The following is a 26,232-nucleotide window of genomic DNA, read 5'->3' on the forward strand; positions in this document are numbered from 1 at the left end:
ATTTTTTAGTAGAGCTTTGCTGTTGAGGGATGTGGCTTGAACGGGTGGAATATCGCTCGTTATGGCGGGATATCGCTCGTTATGGCGTAATATCGCTCGTTATGGAGCAATATCGCTCGAACTGGCGTAATATCGCTCAAACTGGCGAGATATCGCTCGAACTAGCGTAATATCGCTCAAACTGGAGAGACATCGCTCGAACTGGGAGAACGTCGCTCGAACTGGCGAGATATCGCTCGAACTGGCGAGACATCGCTCGAACGGGTGGAATATCGCTCAAACTGGAGAGATATCGCCCAAACTAGCAGAATATCGCTCGAACTGGCGAAACATTGCTCTAACTAGCAGAACATCGCCCTCCCCCCAAAACCATCGCCCAAACTCCCGCACTGTGCCGCACTGACCCACTCTATAGCTGTGTCCGTGTCTTCTTCCCAGTAGTCTTGCGAATGATTTGATTTAACACTTCTGAGAACATCAATCCAATTGCAATTCCACCTGCCAAAAGCATGACTTTTGCAGAATATTGAACAGCATTCAAGTAATCATTTTGAACGAAGCTGCGCATTGCTTCATAAGCCATCCCTCCAGGTACGAGCGGGATGATGCCGGAAACATTAAAAACAATGATTGGGGTTTTGTACACTTTTGCACAAATTTGGCTTAAGACAGCGACCAGCATTGCCCCGAAAATTGTGGCTGGAACGGTGTCCATGTCATATTGGACAAGTACATAATATACAATCCAACCTGCCATCCCAACAAATCCACATTGTGGCAGCACTTTCCTTGGTGCATTAAATAATATGCCAAACCCTGCTGATGATATAAAACTTGTAACAAGCTGGGCGATAATTGCCATGATGATTCCTCCAATATGTAAACATTAAGTTAATCTCTACTTTAAGTGCAAACCGAACAAGAGCATGAGATGCCAAAGTGCCAGCCGATAACCCCATGGCCGGGATCAGAGTTATCGCTACGCTGAATTATCATCGTTCCTCGCTGAATTCGCTTGGTTAACCGGCACTTGTTAACTAAAACTATCGTGATAAGTCCCGAACCTGGGGCGAGATATCCCGAACTCTGGCCGTGATATCCCGAACATCAAGCAAGGAATCCCGAACCCCTGCCAGAATCCCGAACCTCACCCGATTATTCCCGAACATCGAGCGAGAAGTCCCGAACCAAACGAGAGATATCCCGAACTTTGGTCAACATATCCCGAACCCCAGCGCCACTACTTCACCGCACCGCGACCACCCCCAGCGCCCCAGCGCCACTACTGCACCGCGATCGCCACCAGCATCATAAAAGCGCAGCCTGCCCTCCCCTGCACCACCACCAGCATCACCCGCAAAACAATCTCCCTCTATTCTACCCATCCCACAACAACTTAGCAATCCCAAATCCTATCCGCGAAATGTGTCGAATTTTGGTAAAAATTATCGTTTTTTGATGTTTCGTAAAGCGAAATATCTAGCGAATATTAAGAAAACTATTTGAAATGGAGGACCTTTATACTATAATCGAAGATAAGTATTAGAATAATTGATCAATTATTCAGAGGAGAGAGCTACCATGGCAGAGATCAATTCTACAAAATCCGACATCTTGAGATTGCTCTTTCAACATGACATGGCCAATAATAATATAAGTCAAGACACGTCAATGAGCGATGCTGTGGACTCCCTTTTAAGCTTTTATGCAGCAATCGGGAGCAACCATCCGGATAGCATCATGGTATTCTCTCCTGACGGGGAATTACGTTCGAATAATCAAAAGAGGTTTTTGACGAAACCAATACATAAGCTTGAAGATTTTAAACCATTCCTCTTAAAGAAATCCTATGAGCAGGTTGAAGAGATATTTTATAATGCCCGAAATGGAAACACGGAGCGTTGTGAAATTCAACTGAAACGTAGGAAGCAGTTCTATGAAATATTCATCATTCCCGTACAGAACATCGATACCAATGTGGACGGGATTGTACTAATTGCTAGAGATATTACGGACTATAAACTAAGTCATTTACAAAGTGTCTCGGAAATTCAGAGCTATAAACATATCGTGAACCATTTAAATATGGGGGTCTGGGTAAGTGAGTACAAAACTGGAAACTTAACCTTTGTTTCTGAGCGATTGGCTGCCTTATACGAGTACCCATTGGACGACTTTTTCCATAAATATCAACGCATGGAAAATGTGATCCAAGCTGCTGTTCTACCTGAAGATCGTGAGCGAATTACTTGTAACGAAAAGGATTTCCTATTAAAAGGTGAACCAGTACGATTTCGCATTCAATGTGGGGATGGCTCGGTTAAATGGATTATCTGTCAAATGGCTCCACATTATGATGATGCAGGCAATATTACGCATATTTTTGGCATGCAAACCGATATTACTGAGGAAGTAAAATTACAGGAGCAGTTTCAATACACGGCTAATCACGATTTGCTAACGACTTTGCCAAATCGAAGAAGTCTTTATCAGAAATTGGACACGTTACTTGGAAATGAAACGCCATTTGCGGTCCTGTTTTTTAACTTAGATCGTTTTTCAGTGATCAATGGTACATTGGGCTATCAGGTTGGGGATAGTGTGCTAAAGACGATTGCAACAAGGCTAATTGTCATGCTTCCTGAAAAAAGCTTTATTGCGCGGTTAGAAAGTAATGATTTTATTATTGTGTTTGAGGATTATACGAGGAAAGATCAGCTGATCAGGATGATCAAAGACATTCTAATCGATATAAAGCATCCACTCACGGTAAATGGGTATGAGATCAATATTACGACGAGTATCGGAATCAGCATGTATCCTGATGATGGCGAGACAAAGGAAATTCTGATGGATAAGGCACATGCAGCCCTAACCCACGCGAAGAAAAGCGGGAAAAGCACGTATCAATTATATTCCGATTCCAACGACAACCTATTCCAACGAAAACTGGCGATTGAGAAGGATATGCTTGAAGCTTTGGAAAAAGAAGAATTTGAACTGTATTATCAGCCGCTAGTTGAAACACAATCAGGCACTATTTTAGGAGCGGAGGCGTTAATCCGATGGAATCATCAGGAATGGGGGATGATTCCACCAGGAGAGTTTATTCCAATCGCCGAAGAAAATCAGCTCATTTGCGAGATTAGTGATTGGGTAATTAAAAAAGCATGTGCACAGCTCCGTGCGTGGCAGGATAAGGGACTGGAACCAATCCCGATCTCTGTTAATATTTCACCGATTCGCTTAATGAAAAAAGGGTTAACTGAATTTGTCAAAAGCCAACTAGCTACGTATCAAGTTCCTGCTGATTATTTAGGTGTTGAGATTACCGAGGGTTCGCTGTTGAAAAGTGAAAAAGGAGTGCTCGCAACGATTGCGGAATTAAAAGAGCTTGGCGTGCGAATTGCTATTGATGATTTTGGTACCGGATTTGCCTCGCTTAATTACTTGCGGGAGTATCAAGCCGACACGTTAAAAATCGATCAAGTATTCATTCAAAGCCGAGATGGACAGGTGGAGAAGGATAATATTATCGTTGGCTCGGTCATGCAGATGGCCAAAGCGCTCAATATGCGGATTATCGCAGAAGGCGTGGAGGAAATCGGGCAATATCGTTTCTTGAGAAATCGCGAATGTGACCTCATACAAGGTTATTTATTCTCCGGTCCTGTTCCTGTTCATCAATTTGAGCATTTTCTTAAAGAAGGTTATTTAGAACCAGACCCTGAGAAGGTCGAGAAAGACAGACTCAGAAGAATAAAAAGCTAAAGAAGAACGATCGGTACCCATGTCCGAATCGTTCTTCTTCTTTTCATGTAACATCGCTATGCGCGAACGCTTAGGAAAACGCCAGCACCACAGCGACCCCAGTCCCAATCGCAAATGCCGTCAACAATGCTTCCACGCCCTTGGAAACACCAGCGACCAAATGTCCTGCCATCAAATCACGTACTGCATTGGTGATGTGAAGACCAGGTACAAGTGGCATGACCGCACCGATAATAATTTTATCCAGCTCAACGCCAAGCCCCGTGTGAACAAATAATACAGCTAAAATACCGACGATAAACGAAGCAACAAACTCCGAGATGAACCGTATTTCTACCAGCTTATCAAACAACAGAAAGCCTAGAAAGCCAACCCCACCAGCAATGACTGATGGAATAAAGTCTGCCCAAATCCCACCGAACATAATCGTGAAGCAGCCACTAGCAATGGCTGCAATAGCCACCATCAGCTTGTTGGAATATAGGAACTTCTTCCCCGCGAGCTCCTTTAATACCACTAATGCTTCATCAAGTGACAATTCACCAGCAGCAATCCTGCGGGAAATACTATTCACCGCAGCAATTTTATATAAATCAGTTGTCCGTTTCTCAATTCGCATCATATTGGCAGCCTCTGCCTGATCCACGGAAAAATTAATTCCCGTTGGTGTCACATAGCTCTGCGGATTTTTCACATCAAACGCCCGGGCAATCCGGTTCATGGTATCCTCCACCCGATATGTTTCGGCACTACTTTCCAGCATGATTCGGCCTGCTAGCATACAAACCTTTGTAATACGATTATCATTTTCCAAATTCCAAACAACCTTCCGTACGCAAATTTCCTTTCCCTATTATAGTAGGGATTGGGGTTAGATGGAAGTAAAAATATAATTAAATGGATAATACTATAATGTAAGAACAATTTCCTCTCGAATTTAACTAGGCCTCTATTATTTCCAGATTGACTTTATTGGAAAGTGGTAATAGATTAGAACAAGGGAACATTTCCTTTTAAGTTATCATTACAAATGCAGTATCAATTTGCAACGGAACTATTCGTTTCGGTATAATTCAATTAATGGATTGATTTTAACTTTTAGGTAGATTAGGGAGAATAGTATGTTTAACTATATGGATTTAGGGATTGCCTTTATTATAGCTTTAATTGCGTCGTTTTTAATAACATATCCAGTCAAGAAATTGGCGAATAAAATAGGTGCAGTAGACTTACCGAGCGATCGGAAAATCCATGAAAAGATAACCCCAAGAATTGGTGGACTCTCCATTTTTATTGGTGCTTTTCTCGGTGTTCTTTATCTACAACCACATCATGAACATTTAACAGAAATCCTTTGTGGTGCAGTTATCATTATTATTACCGGAGTACTAGATGACAGATTTTCATTACATCCAATTGCGAAACTAACAGGTCAACTTATTGCGACTTCATTTTTAATCTCTGGTGGTTTAATAATAGACCGAATTACCCTACCACTCATTGGCCAAATAGAACTTGGATTTTTCAGTGTCCTCGTTACCGTCCTATGGGTGGTGGGCATTACCAATGCGATAAACTTAATTGATGGATTGGACGGGCTTGCAACCGGTGTTACGACCATTGCCTTAATTAGCTTATTGATTATGGCGATTGTGGATGCTCAAGTTTTGGTAGCTTATTTCTGTATCGTGTTAATTGGTTCTAATCTTGGCTTTCTATATCACAACTTCTATCCGGCAAAAATCTATATGGGGGATACCGGATCGAATTTCTTAGGCTATATGATTGCGGTTATTTCGATTCTAGGCTTGTTCAAAAATATAGCCTTACTCAGCTTCGTCATCCCAATTATTGTCCTAGCTGTGCCGATATTTGATACGTTATTCGCAATTTTGAGGCGCTCGTTAAATAAGCAAAATATCATGCAGGCGGATAATAAGCATATCCACTATCAATTATTATCTGCGGGCTATAGCCACCGCAAAACGGTATTGATACTTTATGGTATTAGTGCGATATTTGGTGCACTTGCTGTTATTTTCTCCAATGCGTCGATAACAGCGAATCTATTTATCGTCATTATCTTGGTATTTTTACTCCATATATTAGCCGAAATTGCTGGGCTAGTTTTAGGTGGTAAGCGTCCCGTCTTAAACTTCTTTAAACGGCTGTTCAGAGGAAAAGTGAAGCAACAAGAACAACAATAAGTAGATGAAACGAATGGAGGACCAGTGATGGTCTTCTATTTTTTTTTTTTTTGCAGTAAGATAGCTACCGATCAAGCAAAAAGACAAATCATATCCGTTTGTATAGTTCTTTGTACCCGTACGAATCTGTAGTTTTCTGTTGGGTAATGCCAAACAATAGCATAAAAACAAGAAAACCTCCCGCCTTATGTCCCACTACTTTGGAACCTTGTCTAATTTTTATGAATTATCTATCATTAAGGTTATTAAGTTTTTAGATTACTAGAATGATAGGGGTTTAGGGCTAAAGACTTAAAACTATTAGTCAAACTTATAAGAGGAGGAGCAAAATGATCAAACGTATTTCCGTATTGGCTTTAATCTTTCTATTAGCATTTAGCACGGTAACCTTTGCGATGACTACTCGAGATATCACGGTTAGCACGGGTGATTTACAAAGGGGAGAACTTTCCAAGGAACTAGCGGAATCCATTAGTCCTAACGAAAAAGTTCGTGTCACTGTTGAAGTAGAGGGTGACGCACCGATTGTGAAAGCAACGAAAAAAGGGGTTAAGTTTGGCGATTTAAGTGTAAGTGAAAAGAAACAACTTTTGAATCAAGCAAAAGCAGCGAAAAACGCAGTAAAAAATGCTATAAAGCAAAAGAAAATTAAGGCAACCTATCTTCAGGATTTCGAAGCGGTTGTCAACGGATTTAGTGCAGAAGTAGCATATGGCGAAATCGAGGAAATTGAAAAACTTCCGAATGTTAAAAGTGTCGTCATTTCTACCGAATACGAGCGTCCGATTGACGAACCGGATATGACGTATAGTAAGGAATTAGTGCAAGCACAACAAGCGTGGAATGATTATGGTTACAAGGGTGAAGGAATGGTAGTTGGTGTCATCGATACTGGTGTCGATTATACACATCAGGATATGGTACTAACAGATAGATCTACGGTAGCCCTTACCGAGGAAGAAGTAACCGATATTATTGCCGAAGAAGACTTACCGGGTCTATTCTATTCGGACAAAGTTCCATATGGCTACAACTACATGGATCAAAACCATGAATACACGGATGATTTTCCAGGTGCATCCTCCCATGGTATGCACGTATCGGGAACAGTTGCTGCCAATGGGGATGAAACAAATGGGGGAATCGTTGGGATCGCCCCAGAAGCACAAATCCTGAATTTAAAAGTATTTGGAAATGATCCGGATTTGCAAACGACGTATGGCGATGTGTACATTGCAGCGATTGATGATGCCATCAAACTAGGTGCCGATGTACTCAATATGAGCCTTGGTTCAGCGGCTGGCTTTGTGGACAGTCAAAGCCCAGAACAACAAGCAGTAACTCGTGCGGTAGAAAATGGTGTGCTGATGTCCATCTCTGCTGGTAACTCAGCAATGTTTGGGGATGGCTATTTCTATCCATACGCATCGAATCCAGATTACGGTGTCAGTGGATCGCCTGGGGTTTCTTATGACTCTTTACAAGTTGCATCATTTGAAAATACCTATATGACCGTGGATGCACTGGAATACTCCGTTGCTGGCGGTGAAGGGGTAACGGCAGGATTTATGTCTGCTAGTCAAACGGCACCGGAACCTGGTGCAACCGTTGAACTAGTCGAAGCGGGACTTGGTGCCCCAGAAGATTTTGAAGGAAAAGATTTAGAAGGGAAATATGCACTTGTTCAACGTGGCGTGCTTGATTTCGTAACGAAAGCAGTAAATGCACAAAATGCTGGAGCTGCTGGTGTTATCGTCTACAACAATGCAGATGGTATGATCAACATGGCAACAGATCCATCGATCGTGATTCCGCAGTTATTCTTAGCGAAATCAGATGGGGACGTCTTGGCAGCAGCACTACAAGACGGACAGGCAGTAACGGTAACATTTAGTGGGGAAACGACATCGGTTCCAAATGCAGAGGCAGGTAAGATGAGTACATTCTCCTCATGGGGATTAACACCGAACCTTGATTTCAAACCAGAAATCACGGCACCAGGTGGACAAATTTACTCTACATTAAATAATGGCCAGTACGGTGTGAAAAGTGGTACATCGATGGCAGCGCCACATGTTTCCGGTGGTAGTGCTCTCGTATTACAACGAATTGATGAAGAATTTGGTCTAGAAGGCGCAGACCGTGTCTTACGGGCAAAAAATATTATGATGAATACGTCAGCACCAGTAGAATTTGACGGGGCATTGGTATCACCACGTCGTCAAGGTGCAGGGTTAATGCAGCTTCATTCCGCACTAAAAACGCCAGTAATGGTTACGAATGCCGAGACTGGTGAAGCGAAAGTTGCGTTGAAAGAAATCCAGGAAAATCAAGTAACATTCGAGCTTACGGCCGAAAACTTCTCGGATGAATCGGTGAGTTATGAAGTGAGTGCCAATGCACAAACAGACACACCACTTAATGGTGGCGGTGTATTAGTAACCGTGCCAAACCAATATGGTGCACTAGACTTAGGTTCAGTCGCAACCGTCGATGGGGATAGCGTCAGAACCATCGAAGTGCCGGCAAATGGTTCAACTACTTTTGAAGTAACAATTGATGTTAGTGATTGGGATGCTGATTTAAATTCCATCTTTACCAATGGCTATTGGTTAGAAGGATTTGTGACCTTAACCGATCCAACAGATACGAATCCGGAATTAACGGTTCCATATGTTGGCTTTAAAGGTGAATGGGATTCGGCCCCAATTTTTGATACGCCAATGTGGGATCCAATGACCTTCTACGGTATGACAGGGGTTGCTACTTCATTAGGTGGAGAGGATTATGGCTTCCTAGGATTTGATGCACTAACTGGTGGATACGATCCAGCCAAAATTGCCTTTTCACCAAATAATGATGGTACCCAGGATGATGCGTTATTAGTGCTTTCCTTCTTACGGAATGCGAAGGACGCAACATTCACGGTACTCGATGAAGATGGAAATGTCGTAGAAACACTATACAGTGATACGTATTTCCGGAAAGACTATTATGATAGTGGTCTAGCATCCTATTATAAGTTGTCATCGGATTGGGCGTGGGATGGTTTAATCAACGGCTCATTAGCAGAAGATGGCCAGTACTACTTACAAGTAGAGGCAGCGATTGACTATGACGGTGCCCAAGCACAAAGCTTTGCACTTCCATTATTACTTGATACAGACGCTCCAGATATCGAAGCGGATATCAATCGTGGTAAGCGAGAAGTATCAATTGCCGTTGCAGATGCGAATGGTAGTGGCGTTGCCCAGTGGCAAGTGCTAGTAGACGGTGAAGAAGTAGAAGTACCAGTTGGTGAAACGGAACTACACTTAGATGGTATTCACCCAAGCCAAGTTGTCACTGTCATTGTGACGGATAATGCTGGTAACGTGACACAGAAGAATGTTCTTGGACCTCAAGGGAAGGCGAAGGGGAAGTTGAAGGATAAGTAGAATAGGTTAATAGAGAATGACCGATACCATGCAAGGTATGCGGTCATTCTCTTTGTTTTTTTCATTCGACGGCAAAAAATAGTAATTTTTTCGGGTATTAGGAATAACGCTAGAATGCTTATTTTGTAAGTGTCTAGTAGCAAGAGAAACTTGCCAATCAATACCATTTTACAAACTCTTCACTTCCGATTAATACCATCTTTACAAACCATCTCTATACTAAAAATAGAAATGATAGAAGAAATACATAGAGGCGATTCGAAGCAATTCTTGAGGAGGATAGCTAATCGTGCTGAAAAAGAGGAAGTCTAACCTAAAAAAACTAGCCTATGTACTTTTATTTCCAATTCTTATTTATGTATTAGTGAAGAACTTCAGACATGAGCAGTATGTGAAGCTTTAACAATTCTTTTATTTTTAGTTACCCCCTTTCTTAATATAGATAAAATGACACGTTAACCTTTTGGGCTACGTGTCATTTTCATTTGATGATATGTTTAGTAAGAAAAAACCATGCGTATTTCACTTGAATTCAAAAAGGTGGAATCGGACTTCTTCAATACACAATCCGATAAATATTGTAAGCTAACGCTCTTTTTGAATACTGCTAATAATCTCCTTTGTCACTTCTAAAAGTTTCCCTTTGTAATGATCAAGTAAATGGCTTAATTGATCATGGTTAAGCGTCATTTCTTCTGTAAGAAATTTTTTATTTAGTAGCACTTTTGCCTTGTTTCTAGATAGTGTTGAAATGTGAATTTCCCTTGATTCAATTTCAACTGTATCCTTGCTTTGGTGAAGCTCGGTATAAATTGGGTGATCCGTACCTACCATAATAGCGACTAGCTCCACTAATTCTTCATCTGAAATCATAAAATAAACCCTTCGGAAAAGATAATCCTTTTTTGCTAATGATCGACTTAACACATTATCATGCTCCTTGTTTAATGTGGTGTTATTTATGGGCATTTAAAATTAATCCTAAAAGCCTTCTATTTGATACATCGGCATATAATCATATGTGTAAAGGGCAATGCTGCAAGTTTAGCGAACATCTTTACTTCGATTTACATTAACTTCACAAGTTCTCCATATCCAGTTAATATAAAATTTTTATAATTATGGTGAGAAGGATCAAAAAATTAAGGGGGAAGTTTGATGACAATTCGAGGTATTGCCCATCGTGGTTACCCAGTGAACTACCCAGAAAATACATTATCATCCTTTCAAGCAGCAATTGATTTAGGGTTCTCGCATATGGAACTAGATGTACATATGAGCAAGGATGGTGTGCCGGTCGTCATGCATGATCATACGATTAATCGAATGACAGATGGAAGCGGAGAGATCCGAAATTATACTGTAGAGGAACTGAAGCAATTTACGATTGCTTCAGAAGAAAAGATTCCAACATTAGAGGAAGTACTGAAATTAGCCAAAGACCGAATTATGATTTCTATTGAGCTAAAAAAGCCCAAACTTTACCCCGGTATAGAGCAGAATATTTATGAAATCATTAAAAAGTTCGAGATGGAAGATCAAGTTTATGTTATTTCGTTTAATCATGATTCATTATTTAAGTTACGAACTTTATCTAAAGACATTGCTCTTGGTCCTTTAGTTAATAAAATACGTCCTCACCATTTAAGACTAATTAAGAAATTGCATGCACAATACTTTGCGGTGAATTGTAATAATATAAAGGAAAAACATATTAAAAAATGCGAGAACACGGGAGTACAATTAGTCGTATGGACTGTCAATACGATTGAACAAATGAGAAGCTTCCAAGCGTATCCATCGGTTTTGATTACTACGGATGAATTGGAGAGGTATAAGGCACTATCTATATAGATTTGAATTTAAAGTGGATGTCATATTTAAGTATAATGGTGGTTTTCCTTATGTTAATCCGATTGTGAAGGTATTACTTGTGAAGAAATTAAGTCGAGAACAATATGTAAAAATATAGAAGGAACCTCTCTTTATAGTGTTTGTCGGGAGGTTCCTTTTGCGTATATTTTAGTACAATTAGATACTCCTACACTTCAAGAATAAATTTGCAAGAGTATCATTACTTCGCTATAATTCTACGTAGTAAATAACGTAAAATCAAATTTGGTCGAAATTTCGAGTTGAACCCGTGTTTTCTACATTAACACGGGTAGAATTGTTTTATTACATAAATGTAAAGTCTTGTAAAAGTATATTAATTATTCTAGAATAAACATTTGTGATAAAATGTGTTACAGACTGATCACTTATCCTTTTTAGGGGAATCAAAAATGACAAAGAAAGTATTAATCATGACACAGAATTTTTATCCTGTAATCGGTAGTGCTGGCAATAGGATGAAAAACATCTTTCAATTATTAAACGAAAATAATATTGAAACAAAAGTATTAACCATAGAACCTTCATATCCAAATAAAAATCTATATAAAAGCAAGGAATTTTGGGATGATGAGGAGTTAAATAAGGAAACAAAAAAGATTATTCGAGTACCAATTAAAAATAAAAAGTATTCGAATAGTATATTTAGCAGATTGTTTTTTTACTTAGAAATAATGGTTCGATTCATTATAACTCTTTGGAAGCTGAGAAAAGAAAAGATTGATTATATATTAGTAAGTACACCACCGATTTTTATTGTATTTTCAGCATTTATAGGAAGGTTTTTAACTAATTCCAAAATTATCCTAGAGGTTCGTGACTTGTGGCCAGATAGTTTGTTGGGGGTTAAAGCTTTTGACTCTCATTTAACGATTCGTTTCTTTCGTTTTTTAGAAAAGAAAATGTATCAGAAGGCGGATGCTATTGTTATAAATAGTAAGGGCTTTGAAAAACATATAACTGAAAAATTAGGACATGATGAAAAAACTATAGTATATATACCGAATGGACCAAGGGAAAGTGAATTAACAAAACATAGAGAATTCAGTTCAGAATTTAGTGTAGTTTATACAGGAAACATAGGATTAGCTCAAGATATTGGAAGACTGAAGGCTATAGCAAAATCTCTTCATGAACATAATATTCGATTTAACGTAATTGGATATGGAATTAAGGTTGCAGAGTTGGTTAATTTCATTGAAACAGAGAATTTATCTAATGTAAGAATTTTTAATCCGGCAACTCGAAAAAAGAGTTTAGATTTAATTAGGGAAAGTAATATAGCGATTGCTTTCTTGAATGATGAAGACGTTTTTTCAACTGTGCTCCCGGGAAAAATTATAGATTATATTACCTGTAGCACACCTGTTATTGCAGGTGTGGAAGGTACTGCTGCAGACCTTATTAACCACAATAAAGTTGGTTATGCATATGAATCACGAGACATTGCTAAAATGATTCATAAAATAATGGAGCTAAAGCAGGATAATAAAAAACTAGAAGAGTTATCGGATAACTGTGAGAAGGTAATACAGCAAGAGTTTTTATGGGAAACCAATATATCCAAACTAATTGGAATCATAGATAAATGAGGGAAAACTAATGAAACGAGTAGGAATGTTCGTGTGGAATCATTTTACGAACGATGCAAGAGTGTTAAGAGAATGCACAACCTTATCTCAAAATGGATATGATGTAGAATTAATCTGTATAGATGATCCAAATGATCCAACCATATCGAAATATGAAGAAGTGAATGAACACTTTAGGGTATATAGAATGCAACGGTATCCAACGACTTTACTACTGCTTCAGTCGTTATATCGTTTTATAATTGGGAAAAAATGGCCAATAATTCCCTTTTTAGCAATATGGGGTATATTAGTATACTTTATGCCTTGGTTAACTATTGGATTAACTATTTTAGCGGGCTTATTGTTAAAAACCAAGGTTCGGGTTATTTGGATAAGAGGTGCGCTCATCCTTCGCATGATAGTAAAAGGTCATCGAGGTAATTATGATATATACCATTCAAATGATTTAAATACAATGCCACAAGGTTATATCAGTGCCAAATGGCGGTTTAAGAAAAAACCTCTAATATATGATTCACATGAGGTGCAAACTAGTAGAACAGGGTATGATAGTGCTTGGTATAAGCGCTTCGAGAATTTCTTTATCAAAAGAATGGATAGTATGATCGTGGAGAATGACACTAGAGCAAAATACAATGAAGAACTTTATGGGTTTTACCCACATGTTTTGCACAATTATCCTTCACTTGAAATACAGCAGACTGATGAAAAAGTCGATTTGAATAAAATGTTAGGACTTCCTATTGATGAAAAAATTCTCCTATATCAAGGTGGAATTCAAGCGGGAAGAGGTTTAGAAAAACTCATAGAAGCGTTTCCGCAGTTTAAAGAAGGAACACTAGTTTTTATTGGCGATGGGAAAATCAAAGATAAGCTACAACATATGGTTCAAGAAAGAAATCTAGAAGAAAAAATTCGCTTTATTCCTAAGGTACCAGTTCGTGATTTACCTAAATACACTAAAAATGCTTATTTAGGATTTCAAGTGTTGAATAATATTAACTTTAATCATTGGTCTGCTTCATCTAATAAATTATTTGAATACATGATGAATGAAGTACCCGTTGTAGCTTGTAATTTCCCAGAAATTAAAAGAGCTGTGGAAGATGGAGAAGTAGGGGTTATAGTCGACCCTCATGAACCATCAGATATAGCTAGAGGAGTAAATTACTTGATAGACAATCCTGATTTGCGTGAAAAATACAGTGCTAATTGCAAAACAGCACGAAAGAAGTATAATTGGGAGAGAGAACAATCTAATCTATTAGATGTTTATCGTAACTATTAAATAATCACCAAGAAAGAAGGAATTTAGTAATGAAACTATGTACTGTTGGACTAGGATATATTGGGCTTCCCACATCAATTATGTTTGCGAATTATGATGTAGATGTAGTTGGGGTAGATGTAAAAAAAGAAGCGGTAGATATGCTAAATAGTGGTCAAATTCATATAGAAGAACCTGGGTTACAAGAAGCGCTTGAAAAAGCAATCAAAAAGGGTAAATTTAAAGCCTCTCTTGAACCAGAAAAAGCGGATACTTTCATTATTGCTGTACCTACTCCAAATAATGATGATGAATACATGTCTTGTGATTTATCTTACGTATTGCAAGCAACTAAAAATGTTATTCCTTACTTAGAAAAAGGGAATGTTGTTATTGTAGAGTCAACTATTGCACCTAGAACGATGGATGATCATGTTAAGCCTTTATTAGAAAAAGCAGGCTTTACAATCGGAGAAGACATATTCCTAGTACATTGTCCAGAACGTGTACTTCCAGGACAAATTATGCACGAGCTAATTCATAATAATCGAATTGTGGGTGGAGTTACACCAACTTGTACCGATAAAGGTGCTGAGGTCTATGCTACTTTTGTAAAAGGAGAGCTAATTAAAACTGATGCTCGTACAGCTGAGATGTCTAAACTTATGGAAAATACCTTCCGTGATGTTAACATTGCATTGGCAAATGAATTAACAAAAGTATGTAACGAGTTAAATATCAATGCATTAGAAGTTATTGAGATGGCTAACAAACACCCTCGTGTTAATTTACATACACCTGGACCAGGTGTTGGTGGACATTGTTTAGCGGTTGATCCTTATTTCATTATTGCTAAAGCACCAGAACAAGCAAAAATTATTAGCTTATCTCGACAAGTGAACAAATCAATGCCTGAGTATGTCATTGAAAATGTTGATAAGTTATTATCTAAATATAATGGTAAGAAAGTTACTGTATTTGGATTAACGTATAAAGGAAATGTTGATGATATTAGAGAAAGTCCTGCTATGGATATTTATGAAGCATTAAACAAACGTTCAGAATATGAAGTTGTAGCTTATGACCCACATGTTAAACTAAGCTTTGTAGAAAGTGACTTAGAAAAGGCGCTAACAGGATCAGATTTGGTTTTAGTCTTAAGTGATCATAATGAGTTTAAAGAACTAACTAGCGTATCTTATGAGAAAATGAATATAAAGCAAGTCTTTGATACGAAAAATATAGTAAAAGAGTATGCTGAGGGAATAAATTATATTAATTATGGAAACTTATACAAATTCGTCTAATTTTAAAACAAAGGAAGCAACTTTATATGTTTAAAACAGTAATTAAGGTGTTAAAGGAACAGATAGAATTTAGAGATTTAATCATTAGGATGGCCCTCTTTGAAAATAAAGGGCAATATCAAATTCATTATCTGGGTTCTCTATGGCAAATACTTAATCCAGTAATACAGATTGGAATATATTGGTTCGTTTTTGGAACGATAAGAGGAGGAGCTCCGGTAGATGGAACTCCCTTCTTCCTATGGTTAGTTATAGGGTTAATTCCTTGGTTTTATATTAGTCCGTCTATAATTCAGGGGTCTAATAGTGTTTATCAAAGAGTTGGACTAGTTTCAAAGATGAACTTCCCAGTAAGTATATTACCTACAATAAGGATTGTGGGTAATAGTATCCAATTTTTTGTGATGTTAGCTGTGTTATTTATAATTTTACTTTTATACGGAGTTCCCTTTTCTATCTATTATTTTCAGCTAGTTTATTACTTATTTTGTTTATTCATTTTCTTATTTGCTTTTTCATTATTAAGTTCAACAATAGCAACTTTAGTGAGAGATTATCAAACTGCATTACAATCGGTAATGAGAATGTTACTTTACGTATCTCCAATTTTATGGAATACTGACATGATTACTGAGACATTTGAAACTATTGGCCCGACTATACAAAATATACTGAAATTAAATCCAATATTCTATATTATAGAAGGTTTTAGAGATTCAATCCTCGGTAGAGGATGGTTCTTTGAGGATGGAATATATACTCTATATTTTTGGTCTGTAATAATAGCTTTATTATATTTTGGATCTAAAATTCATATTAGATTTCGTAAGGATTTTATGGATTATTTGTAATCTAGTAAGGAGTAAAAATATATGCCAAAAGTGGTATTTAAAAATGTTTCTAAGAAATTTCAACTTTATAAAAAGAAATCAGATAAGATACTAAATTTGTTCTCTAAGAGTTATGGCGGGGGAAAAGAATTTTTTGCATTAAAGGATGTATCTTTTGAAGTTGAACAAGGACTAACTATTGGGCTTGTTGGTTTAAATGGGTCTGGAAAATCAACTGTTTCAAATATTTTAAGTGGTGTGATTCAACCAAGTAGTGGAGATGTCCTTGTGAATGGTGAAGTATCATTAATCGCCATTTCAGCTGGGTTAAATGGAAGTTTAACAGGACATGAAAATATTGAACTAAAATGCATGATGCATGGGTTATCAAAAAAAGAAATAAAGGAAATTACTCCTGCTATTGTAGATTTCGCTGATATTGGAAATTTTATTAATCAGCCTGTAAAGGACTATTCAAGTGGTATGAAATCTAGATTAGGTTTTGCCATATCTGTCCATATAGATCCTGATATACTAGTAGTGGATGAGGCGCTTTCAGTGGGAGATTCCACATTTACTAAAAAGTGTTTGGACAAAATGAATGAATTTAAAGAACAAGGAAAAACGATATTTTTTATTAGTCATTCAGCTAGTCAAATGAGGGACTTTTGTGACAAAATTATATGGATGCATTACGGTACCATTAAGGAATATGGTGAAGCATCTGAAATAATTAATAAATATCAAGAATTCGTAAAGTGGTTTAATAGTATTAGTAATAAAGAAAAAAAAGAATATAAAAAACAAATGTTAAATGAACAAATAAGAATAGTTGAAAAAGTAGAAAAAATCATTAAAAAAGGTTCTAAATTAAGGTGGCTAGATTCTACTATTAGTATTATAATATTCTTGTTGGTTATTGTCTTTGCATATTTAGTTGTAATCAGTTAATTTATTTAACAACTGATTACAACTTATTTATTTTTAGATAAAAGAGTTGTGCTATAATAAAAGCGTATACTTTACTATACTATTTCTAGTAATAATGATATATCATTAGAAAACAGGGGGAGTAGAATCTTTGAAAAAAATAATGATTAGTTTAATGGTAATACTAAATACCTTGATCTTTATTAATATTACTATTAATGCTGAAACCTTAGACGAAAATTCAGACAGTAAAATGGAACTTTATGAAACTACCACTCCATTTACTTATAATAATTTACTGTTTGAAACAGGAACGTTATTGTATGGGGAATTTGACGCAGTTTCTCAGCAAGTAACAGTTAATTTCGATAGAACTGATATTGTAATTCCTAAAAAAAATTTAAAATTGGTGGATACTAGTAGTATTGAATATATTCCTGATTTCGAAGAAGTAAATGTAGAAGAAATAAATATAGAGGAAGCAATTACAATTATAGAACCAACAACCTATGAATTGCAAAGTGTTGTGAATGTAAACAAGGTTAAGATGCTTCAAAGCTTTGAAACTACTGTATATACTTCAGACGGCGACGATTTTATCTTAATTGGAAACATAAAATATACATTGGGTATTCTTGAAACAATTAATAAAGATTCAGAAGTTAATAGAAAGATAGAAGAATCAGTAGAATATCCGCTAGAAAATAAGACATCTGAGGAGCAAAAAACATTATCGATTAATACTATTACTTACTCCGCGGGCTTTTTCAAGGTCACTGATGAGAGTGTACCAGTATATGATTATAGTGTTAGTCCGCGAGTGAAAGTTGGGGAACTAAAGAAAGGTCAAGAGTATAAAATAACAGGAGATAGTGGAAATTGGCATAAAATACAATTCGGTTCCATAGAAGGATTTGTATGGAAAGAATCTACTATTCCAAGTACAGGTCAAGAAATAAAAAATTTAAACCATGAATTTCAAAGTAGTAATCATAATGTGATTACAAAAGGTAATGTAATAGTTTATGATAATTCGAATGGAGGTCTAGAAGCTTTTGCAGTTATTTCGAATAACGTTAAGTACCCAATAGTAGCAGACACGGGGAACTGGTTACAAATATTATTTGGAGATCGGATTGGATATATATATAAAAGTAATGTTGATGTTGTATTAGATTTTGATACAACAGGCTTTTTCAAGGTCGCTGATGATAATGTACCAGTATATGATTATAGTGTTAGTCCGCGAGTGAAAGCTGGGGAACTAAAGAAAGGTCAAGAGTATAAAATAACAGGAGATAGTGGAAATTGGCATAAAATACAATTCGGTTCCATAGAAGGATTTGTATGGAAAGAATTTACTATTGCTAGTACAGGTCAAGAAATTAAAAATTTAAACAAAGATTATCAAAATAGTAAACTTACTTTTATTACTAAAGGTAATTTAATAGTTTACGATAATACGAGTAATACTTTAGAGCCATTTGGAGTAATATCAGAAGGTGTAAAATATCCGGTGGTCGATGACACTGGTAATTGGTTAAGGGTATTATTTGGTGATAGAGTAGGTTATGTATATAAAAGCTCTGTACAAATGGGTTTTAAAGAATCAGATAGATCTTTTAAAGTTTTAACAAATAATGTTCCGATATATCATAATATCAATGGTATTTTAGAAAAAGTAGGATATTTAGTCGAAGACCAAGCATATTTAAGAACAGGATCGAAAGGGAACTGGCATATAATTAATTTTGGTAATAGTTCTGGTTATGTCTGGATGGACTCTACTATTCCTGATAGTGCAAGGTCAGTGACAAATTTTAATCCCGGATTAATAAATTCAAACAATAATTATATTGCACAAGATGACTTAGTCATAAGGGATGAAAGTAATGGAATGGAAATTTTCGCAAGAATTTCCAAGGGTACTGTGTACCCAATAGTGAAACAAGTAGGTAGTTGGTACCAAGTTCTGGTTGGAGGAAGAGTAGGTTATGTTTACTATTCAGGATTCTCACAGAATAGTGTTGAATATAGAAATTATAATATAAGTTTAGCAGCAGCTGTAGAAAAACAAATGGCGTTTAGACCACAAACAACTCATTATGAATATGCCTATGTTCATAAAGATTGGATTGATGGTTATAGTGGTACCTTTCCTTTTGAAGGGAAAGTAACAGCTACTTCGCTGCATGTTAGAGATATTCCAAATGGCAATTCATATGGATTATTATCAGTTAATACCAAAGTAAATGTGGTGGGTATAAGTTCTATGGATAATCAGTGGTATAAGATTGAAAATCCTTTAGATCCATACGCTCAATTTGTTAATGCTGATAAGGATTTAGTAACTTATTATATGGATCCGAACAATTTTATAGGGAATGAGATTCAAAAATACCAATTTTTAGAATTAGATAAGTTTACTAATACAAGTATTACTGAACTAGAAAAACTTTTGAAAGGAAGAGGAGTCCTAGAAGGTAAAGCTTCTATCTTTAGTAATTCTGCAAAATCAGTTGGAATAAATGAAGTTTATTTGATATCTCATGCTTTGTTAGAAACGGGTAATGGTACTTCACAGTTAGCATCAGGTGTCGGAGTAATAATTTTGAAGGATGAAAAAGGAAATCCTGTAATTGAGAATGGTAAAACTAAGATAAGAATCGCAAAGGCTTCTGAAAGACCTGATTCAGTTGTTTATAACCTCTTTGGCATTGGTGCATATGATAATTGCGCACTATTATGTGGGGCAGAATATGCCTATAATGCTGGTTGGACAACCGTTGATAAAGCAGTAGTTGGTGGGGCGGAATTTATTAGCTCGGGGTATATAAGGAATGATTATTACAGACAAAATACTTTATATGATATGAAATGGAATCCTAGATATTTGTCAGGAGAAATTCCTGATATTCATCAATATGCCACTGACATTGGATGGGCAACTAAACAAGTTACACGAATATATAATTTATACAGTCTACTAGAAGTGTATAATTTATATCTAAAAGTTCCTAAGTATCAATAGTAAATAATATATAATAATAAAACCCTATTTCAAATAAAAAATAGATCTTAGTTTTATTTGATAAATAGGGTTTTTTGGAAAGTATACAAACTATTTTTTTGTTAAAATATGGATATATGCTATAAAAAATATATATGATATTATTTAATAGTGCTTTATGTTTGGGTAGATATAATTATGTTATGGAAGGGATACATTCTAAGTGGTTTTTAAAACAAATAAAATTAGTTGGTTCTTAACTAATTCATTAATAGTTTTTGGTTTGTTATTTTTTTGTTTGATTTTTGTAACCTCAATGATTTATACTTTACCGTTATTTGAAAATAAATCTATATTAGTAATTACTTTTTTATTATCTATAATTTTTGTTTTAGCTGCTTCATATTTAATAAATAAGTATTTATCAAGGAAATTCTTTCTTTTTTTTCTGATTGCACTAGGGTTTATAATAAGGCTTATGTGGATTGGAAAAATAAATACCCAACCTGTTTCAGATTTTATAGTTATGTATAACGCAGCAATAAATGCAATTAACGGTGATTTTTCTTTCGGGATGAATGAGTATTTTGGTAGATGGGTATACCAACTTGGGTTTACTTTTTATCAATCGTTTATATTAAACGTTTTCGGAGATCAATTACTAATTTTAAAGTTATTCAATATCTTTTTTAATATAGGTATAGGAATTATAATATATCTTATAACATCTAAAATGTTTAATGAAGAAAGCGGCAGAATTGCATCCTTTCTATATATTATCTACTTACCTAATGTAGTGTTAGGATCGGTATTAACCAATCAACATTTGTCCACATTTTTATATTTTTTAGGTATATATTTTATTGTTAAATATTGTTTAAAGGATAATTATAGTTGGATTCTTATTGGTCTACTATTTGGGTTAGGAAACATTATAAGACCATTGGGTAGTTTCTTTTTGCTCGGTTTAATAGTTTATATAGTAGTCTATAAGATGTTACCAATAAAAAAGAAAACAATAATAAAATATGCTTCAAAATTAGTTGGAGTTATTGTTATTTATTTACTTGTACAAAATATAGCAAGTTATGCCCTAATTTCTGCAGGGGTTTCAGAAAAGCCTTTATCTAATCAAGACCCTTATTGGAAATTTGTTGTAGGACTTAATCATGAAAAAAATGGTATGTGGAATAAAATTGATAGTGAATATGTACAGCAATTTGAAATGGGAGAAGAAAGAAACAGAGTAGAGATTGAAATGATTAAAGAGAGAATTAGTGACAAAACCGAACTCTTTAGTTTATTGAATACTAAATTTCAATATTTTTGGGGTGGAGTAGATACTGCAAGTCATTGGAGTTTAGTCAATATTAACAAACTCGAATTGAAAGAAGTAGTGGATAAATATGAAAGAATTAACTATTTACTACTAATTATTTTTGCTTTTATAAGTGTAATTTCATTAGTAAAAAGGAAAGAAATCTACTCTCCTTGGTTATTATTAATATTATTGGGTGGGTATTTCCTTATTCATTTAATTATAGAGATTCAAACTAGATATCGTTATGATATTATGCCAATTTTCTTTGTCTTAGTTGGCTATGGAGTCTTTATCTCATATCAATTTATAGCAAGAATGTTAAAGAAGGAATAAAAGATAAACGATTCCCTAGAATCGTTAACAAACTCAAAGTACATTACTAGTAATCTAATTGTGATAGTGTAAACTACTGTTTTGGATAGTGCATAAACATATTTTCAAATTTTTCGATTAAACATAAGAGGTGTAAGTAAATGATTAAAAAAGCAGTAATTCCTGCAGCGGGATTAGGAACAAGATTCTTACCAGCAACAAAAGCAATGCCAAAAGAAATGTTGCCAATTGTTGATAAACCAACTATACAATATATTATTGAAGAAGCGATTGAATCGGGTATCGAAGATATAATTATTGTAACTGGTAAAGGTAAGAGAGCAATTGAAGACCATTTTGATTATAATCATGAATTAGAAGATAATCTTATAAAAAAGGAAAAATATGAGTTATTAGAAAAAATCAAATCCTCATCAAGCCTAGATATACATTATATTCGACAAAAAGAACCTTTAGGTTTAGGACATGCAATATGGTGTGCGCGTAAATTTATTGGTGATGAACCTTTCGGGGTTTTACTTGGAGATGATATTGTACAAGCAAAGATACCAGCTTTGAAACAATTGATTCAGCAATATGAAACATTTCAATCACCTATTTTAGGAGTTAAAAGTGTTGGTGAAAATGAGACCGAGAGGTATGGTATAGTAGATCCAGGAACTAAAAATGGTAATACTTACAAATTAAATTCTTTAATTGAAAAGCCTAAAAAAGGTACAGCTCCTTCAAAATTAGCTATTATGGGAAGATATATACTAACTCCAGAAATATTTAATCATCTGGAGAGGTTTGAAAAAGGATCAGGTGGAGAGATTCAACTAACTGATGCAATAGCGAAGTATTTGGAAAATTCTGATGTCTACGCTTACGAATTTCAGGGTAAACATTTTGATGTGGGTGAGAAACTAGGTTTTGTAAAAACTACAATAGATTTTGCTCTAAATAACCCAGAAATACAAGAAGAAGTTAGACGATATATTAAAGAAATAGCATTGCGAGATCTTGTTATAAGATAAATTGAGAGTGGATATAAACTGCTAAGTAAGAGAGCCGTAGGCTCTCTTACTTAGCAGTTTTATTATTGTTAAAGTATCATTATTATAAATGGGGGAGGTGTTTCTAATGGTAAATTCTATGCTTGATCCAAAATCAGTACTGTTAGCTAATAGGATTATAGAACAAATACAATACAAAACAGAGTCCTTACAAGACATGCAAAAAGCACTAGACGACTACTTGGCCCTATAATATTAAATACTAGTGCTGAGAAGTAGAAATTGACGCACCAAGATGATCATCCCGAAACGTAAAAGGATGTTTCTAAAATAGAGGACAACGTTATTGCCATTTATGCGAGGGACATGCCCCAATGAGATAAATCATCTACCATTGAAGACATTTACGACTTTTCTGTGTCTCATGAACTAGGTTCAGAGAATGCTCTGCTTAAGGTTTTTACTTACTTGCTATAGAATTGGAAAAGAAATGAGAAGGCGGTCATATTTAAAACTAATCTTTAACCATGAACCAGCTATTAATAGATGACTGAATAAAGGATAGTGTTCCCAAATATCTTTGAGTATGTTTTAGGATCTGCGCACCTTTTTGACAAACCCGATAAATTTCAAAATTTGAATTATGACCATGAAAGTGGAACTAATAAAACTCAATGCCCTTACTTTAAACTGTTTCTTGGGCAAAATTTAATTTAAGCAATATAAAAAATATTAAGATATTGATTTGCTTTTCCGTTTAGGTATTTTCATTTCAATAAACTCCTGAATAAATGCTAGTAAAAGTGCTATTAAAAAAAGGAAAATAAATCTGGTCACAAAATTATAATTGATAAATTGCATATTGGAACCAAACAATTTCAAAATGAAAAGTGGGATAAGATGCCAAAAGTACAACCAAATAGATTTCCGTGATAAGAATGAGTTAAACTTATTAACGAATAATTTTTTGATAAAGGATATATCGAGTAAAACATAAAATAATAAAGTTACCATTAAACCATATGAAAAATAATATAAGGTTGGAGGATATTTAAATACCTGTGTCTGGGTAAAATCATTCTTAAACAATAGGAATGAAAATATTACAATAAAAAGAATAAAATAGAATAATAATTCACTTTTATTGAGTAATTTCAATCTTATGCCAAATGCAGCGATTATTGAATAACCAACACCCTGAAGGATGAAATGATCAAAATATATTTGTATATTATCCGGAAAATACCCATGGATTTTCAGTAAAACAACATAAAATATATAAAAACCAATTAATAGAATAAAATATTTTTTATTATCTTCTATTTTGCGGCTTACATATAGAAGTAATGGACTAACTATAGCTACGAAGAAAAAAACCCACATTATCCACACGTAACCTATGCCGGATAAAGTTGTATAAGAATTTACAATTTGACCTTTGTCAAAATAGTAGTCATGCTGGAAAAATAGTGATATCCCGTAAAAGGTAACGAAAAATAGTGTTAAGAATTTCCATGTAGGAATTATTAAACGTTTAAATCTTTTTCTAAGATAATTAAAATATTTGATTTCTTTTTTACGATTGCTTAAATAGAAAGATATCCCCATAATTACTACCATAAGAGTAACATCAAAATTTCTTAATTGAAATATAATCCCATTGGGTCCACTATGTGCAAAAATTATAGAAACAATAGCGATACCACGTAATACATCAATTTTTGCATCTCTTTTGATATCTACTTCTTTCATTAAATACCACCTTTTGATTAGAAATCCGACTTTCTAGTCTTCGTTTAACTATGAGCCATATTGTAAATTGATAATAACTGTAAGTGGCTCCAATTATCTCTAAAAAATAATTTGAGCCTTACATTAGGTTCTAAATTTAAAAATTCTTATGTAACATAATTTCGAGATTATTTCTTTTAGAGAATCATTATTACAATACCTAATAATAAAATATTTATACTCTTTTAAAAATATATACCTTACTTATAATGTAATTTATTACAATTATTAATATGTTAACTAATATTTTTGAATAGCTTTCATTCATATGTAAATAATTTATTAACACTATCATTAGACCAATATCAATAAAATACGATAAAAGTCTAAAGCTATAAAATGATAATAATTCTTTTAACATCCCCCCGAAATTAAATGTTTTGCTTTTAAATACTATTATTTTATTTGTAATATAAGCAAATAGAACAGAAACTATCCATGCTATACTAGTAGCAATTTTAAAATCAAATTTCCACCAATATAATAATAAATAGAACGTAACAAAATTAATTAAAGTAGTTAGGATCCCCATTACTATATACCAAAACAATTCTCGTGAAATAAAATTACGCATTATGTTTACTCGTTTCTAACTTTATTATCATTGTATTCATCTATAAAATAAAGCGGGCGATTCTTAGTTTCACTAAAGACTTTACCTAAGTATTCACCAATTATTCCTAAAGAAAAAAGTTGTATACCACCTAAGAATAAAATCACTGTCATGAGGGAAGGGTATCCACTTACATCAGCACCATAAATAACAGTTTTAAAGATTACAAATATCATGTAAAAGAATGCAGATAGGGAGATAATTGCACCTAACAACGCAGAAAACCTTAAAGGTGCAGTAGTAAATGAAGTAATCCCGTTAATTGCTAAGTCTGCTAATTTAAAGTAATTCCATTTTGTTTTCCCAGCCGCTCTTGGATCACGATCGAAAAGAATTTCCTTTTTGTTATATCCTATCCAACTATACATACCTTTGGTATATCTTTCATATTCTCGAAATTTTCTAAGAGCTTTAATAGCTCTTCGATCTAGTAAACGAAAATCACCTGTGTTTTTTTGTACAGGAATTCTTGTTGTTTTTTGAAGTATCTTGTAAAAGAGAGAAGCTGTTAGTTTCTTTAACTTTGTTTCTCCTTCTCTACTTCTACGTTTTGCATAGACATCATCATATCCTTGTTCCCAATATTTAATCATTTCAGGAATCAATTCTGGAGGATCCTGAAGGTCTGCATCTATAATTACAACTGCATCTCCATTGGCATAATCAAAACCTGCAATCATGGCAGTTTCCTTTCCGAAATTTCTAGACAGATCTATATACGAAACCCTATTATCTTTATTTCTCATCTCTTTAATAATGGATAAAGTATTATCATTACTTCCATCATTTACAAAAAGTACTTCAAAACCGTAATTTTTCACCTTTTCCATAACTGTAAGCAATCTATCGTATAATTTGTAGAGTACTTCTTCTTCGTTATATGCAGGAATCAATAATGTTATAGTTTTCATTATACTACTCCAATCTAATAC

19 protein-coding genes and 1 pseudogene are annotated in these 26,232 nt (G+C 34.9%); 14 read left to right on the top strand and 6 right to left on the bottom strand.

Features of this window, described 5'->3' with window-relative positions:
- Nucleotides 1–29: 29 nt before the first annotated feature.
- The gene (locus JF53_RS17605; protein WP_157052553.1) at nucleotides 30–170 is read left to right on the top strand and encodes a hypothetical protein; all 141 of its coding nucleotides are present in this window, start codon (nucleotides 30–32) and stop codon (nucleotides 168–170) included.
- A gap of 239 nt (nucleotides 171–409) precedes the next feature.
- Here the strand turns inward: JF53_RS17605 and JF53_RS16070 are convergent, their stop codons facing one another.
- On the bottom strand, nucleotides 410–862 hold the full coding sequence (locus JF53_RS16070; RefSeq protein ID WP_047982582.1) for a threonine/serine exporter family protein: 453 nt from the start codon (nucleotides 860–862) through the stop codon (nucleotides 410–412).
- 719 nt (nucleotides 863–1,581) lie between these two features.
- Between JF53_RS16070 and JF53_RS16075 the strand changes: the two genes are divergently transcribed.
- A complete protein-coding gene (locus tag JF53_RS16075) occupies nucleotides 1,582–3,771 on the top strand; it encodes a sensor domain-containing protein (RefSeq protein WP_053072038.1) in 2,190 nt (729 codons plus the stop codon).
- A gap of 70 nt (nucleotides 3,772–3,841) precedes the next feature.
- On the opposite strand, the gene JF53_RS16080 is transcribed toward JF53_RS16075, so the two are convergent.
- Nucleotides 3,842–4,552 (bottom strand): threonine/serine exporter family protein, encoded by a 711-nt coding sequence (locus JF53_RS16080; protein WP_047982753.1) that lies wholly within the window; start codon nucleotides 4,550–4,552, stop codon nucleotides 3,842–3,844.
- 340 nt (nucleotides 4,553–4,892) lie between these two features.
- On the opposite strand from JF53_RS16080, the gene JF53_RS16085 reads away from it, so the two are divergent.
- Nucleotides 4,893–5,978 carry a glycosyltransferase family 4 protein gene (locus tag JF53_RS16085; RefSeq protein ID WP_047982583.1) on the top strand — a complete coding sequence of 362 codons (1,086 nt, stop codon included), beginning with the start codon at nucleotides 4,893–4,895 and terminating at the stop codon, nucleotides 5,976–5,978.
- Nucleotides 5,979–6,307: 329 nt separating this feature from the next.
- On the top strand, nucleotides 6,308–9,415 hold the full coding sequence (locus tag JF53_RS16090) for a S8 family serine peptidase (protein ID WP_053072039.1): 3,108 nt from the start codon (nucleotides 6,308–6,310) through the stop codon (nucleotides 9,413–9,415).
- Nucleotides 9,416–10,000: 585 nt separating this feature from the next.
- Here JF53_RS16090 and JF53_RS16095 read toward each other — a convergent pair.
- Complete coding sequence (locus JF53_RS16095) at nucleotides 10,001–10,384, bottom strand: hypothetical protein (protein ID WP_157052554.1); 384 nt, start codon at nucleotides 10,382–10,384, stop codon at nucleotides 10,001–10,003.
- A 189-nt stretch (nucleotides 10,385–10,573) separates the two neighbouring features.
- Here JF53_RS16095 and JF53_RS16100 point away from each other — a divergent pair, with 189 nt between their 5' ends.
- From JF53_RS16100 to JF53_RS18095, 10 genes and pseudogenes are all read left to right on the top strand, one after another.
- Complete coding sequence (locus JF53_RS16100) at nucleotides 10,574–11,269, top strand: glycerophosphodiester phosphodiesterase (RefSeq protein ID WP_047982585.1); 696 nt, start codon at nucleotides 10,574–10,576, stop codon at nucleotides 11,267–11,269.
- A 431-nt stretch (nucleotides 11,270–11,700) separates the two neighbouring features.
- Nucleotides 11,701–12,900 carry a glycosyltransferase family 4 protein gene (locus tag JF53_RS16105; protein WP_047982586.1) on the top strand — a complete coding sequence of 400 codons (1,200 nt, stop codon included), beginning with the start codon at nucleotides 11,701–11,703 and terminating at the stop codon, nucleotides 12,898–12,900.
- Between the two features lie 10 nt (nucleotides 12,901–12,910).
- On the top strand, nucleotides 12,911–14,191 hold the full coding sequence (locus JF53_RS16110; protein ID WP_047982587.1) for a glycosyltransferase: 1,281 nt from the start codon (nucleotides 12,911–12,913) through the stop codon (nucleotides 14,189–14,191).
- Between the two features lie 29 nt (nucleotides 14,192–14,220).
- Nucleotides 14,221–15,477, top strand: a complete 1,257-nt coding sequence (locus JF53_RS16115; RefSeq protein WP_047982588.1) for a nucleotide sugar dehydrogenase — start codon at nucleotides 14,221–14,223, stop codon at nucleotides 15,475–15,477.
- A 26-nt stretch (nucleotides 15,478–15,503) separates the two neighbouring features.
- A complete protein-coding gene (locus JF53_RS16120) occupies nucleotides 15,504–16,328 on the top strand; it encodes an ABC transporter permease (protein ID WP_047982589.1) in 825 nt (274 codons plus the stop codon).
- Nucleotides 16,329–16,349: 21 nt separating this feature from the next.
- Nucleotides 16,350–17,258: a teichoic acids export ABC transporter ATP-binding subunit TagH gene (gene tagH, locus JF53_RS16125; RefSeq protein WP_064965391.1), complete on the top strand. Its 909-nt coding sequence runs from the start codon at nucleotides 16,350–16,352 to the stop codon at nucleotides 17,256–17,258.
- Between the two features lie 130 nt (nucleotides 17,259–17,388).
- A complete protein-coding gene (locus JF53_RS16130; RefSeq protein WP_053072040.1) occupies nucleotides 17,389–20,268 on the top strand; it encodes a glucosaminidase domain-containing protein in 2,880 nt (959 codons plus the stop codon).
- Nucleotides 20,269–20,470: 202 nt separating this feature from the next.
- On the top strand, nucleotides 20,471–21,901 hold the full coding sequence (locus JF53_RS16135) for a glycosyltransferase family 39 protein (RefSeq protein WP_053072045.1): 1,431 nt from the start codon (nucleotides 20,471–20,473) through the stop codon (nucleotides 21,899–21,901).
- Nucleotides 21,902–22,041: 140 nt separating this feature from the next.
- Nucleotides 22,042–22,917, top strand: coding sequence for a UTP--glucose-1-phosphate uridylyltransferase GalU (gene galU / locus JF53_RS16140; protein ID WP_047982590.1), 876 nt, complete (start codon nucleotides 22,042–22,044; stop codon nucleotides 22,915–22,917).
- Nucleotides 22,918–23,023: 106 nt separating this feature from the next.
- A pseudogene (locus tag JF53_RS18095) lies at nucleotides 23,024–23,337 on the top strand (IS256 family transposase); the annotation flags it as partial.
- A 291-nt stretch (nucleotides 23,338–23,628) separates the two neighbouring features.
- Here the strand turns inward: JF53_RS18095 and JF53_RS16145 are convergent.
- From JF53_RS16145 to JF53_RS16155, 3 genes are all read right to left on the bottom strand, one after another.
- Complete coding sequence (locus tag JF53_RS16145; RefSeq protein ID WP_047982591.1) at nucleotides 23,629–24,648, bottom strand: acyltransferase family protein; 1,020 nt, start codon at nucleotides 24,646–24,648, stop codon at nucleotides 23,629–23,631.
- A 214-nt stretch (nucleotides 24,649–24,862) separates the two neighbouring features.
- Nucleotides 24,863–25,261: a GtrA family protein gene (locus JF53_RS16150; protein ID WP_047982592.1), complete on the bottom strand. Its 399-nt coding sequence runs from the start codon at nucleotides 25,259–25,261 to the stop codon at nucleotides 24,863–24,865.
- Between the two features lie 5 nt (nucleotides 25,262–25,266).
- Nucleotides 25,267–26,211, bottom strand: coding sequence for a glycosyltransferase family 2 protein (locus JF53_RS16155; protein ID WP_047982593.1), 945 nt, complete (start codon nucleotides 26,209–26,211; stop codon nucleotides 25,267–25,269).
- Nucleotides 26,212–26,232 lie beyond the last annotated feature (21 nt).

The organism is Ornithinibacillus contaminans (assembly GCF_001038425.2).
GTDB lineage: Bacteria > Bacillota > Bacilli > Bacillales > Amphibacillaceae > Ornithinibacillus > Ornithinibacillus contaminans.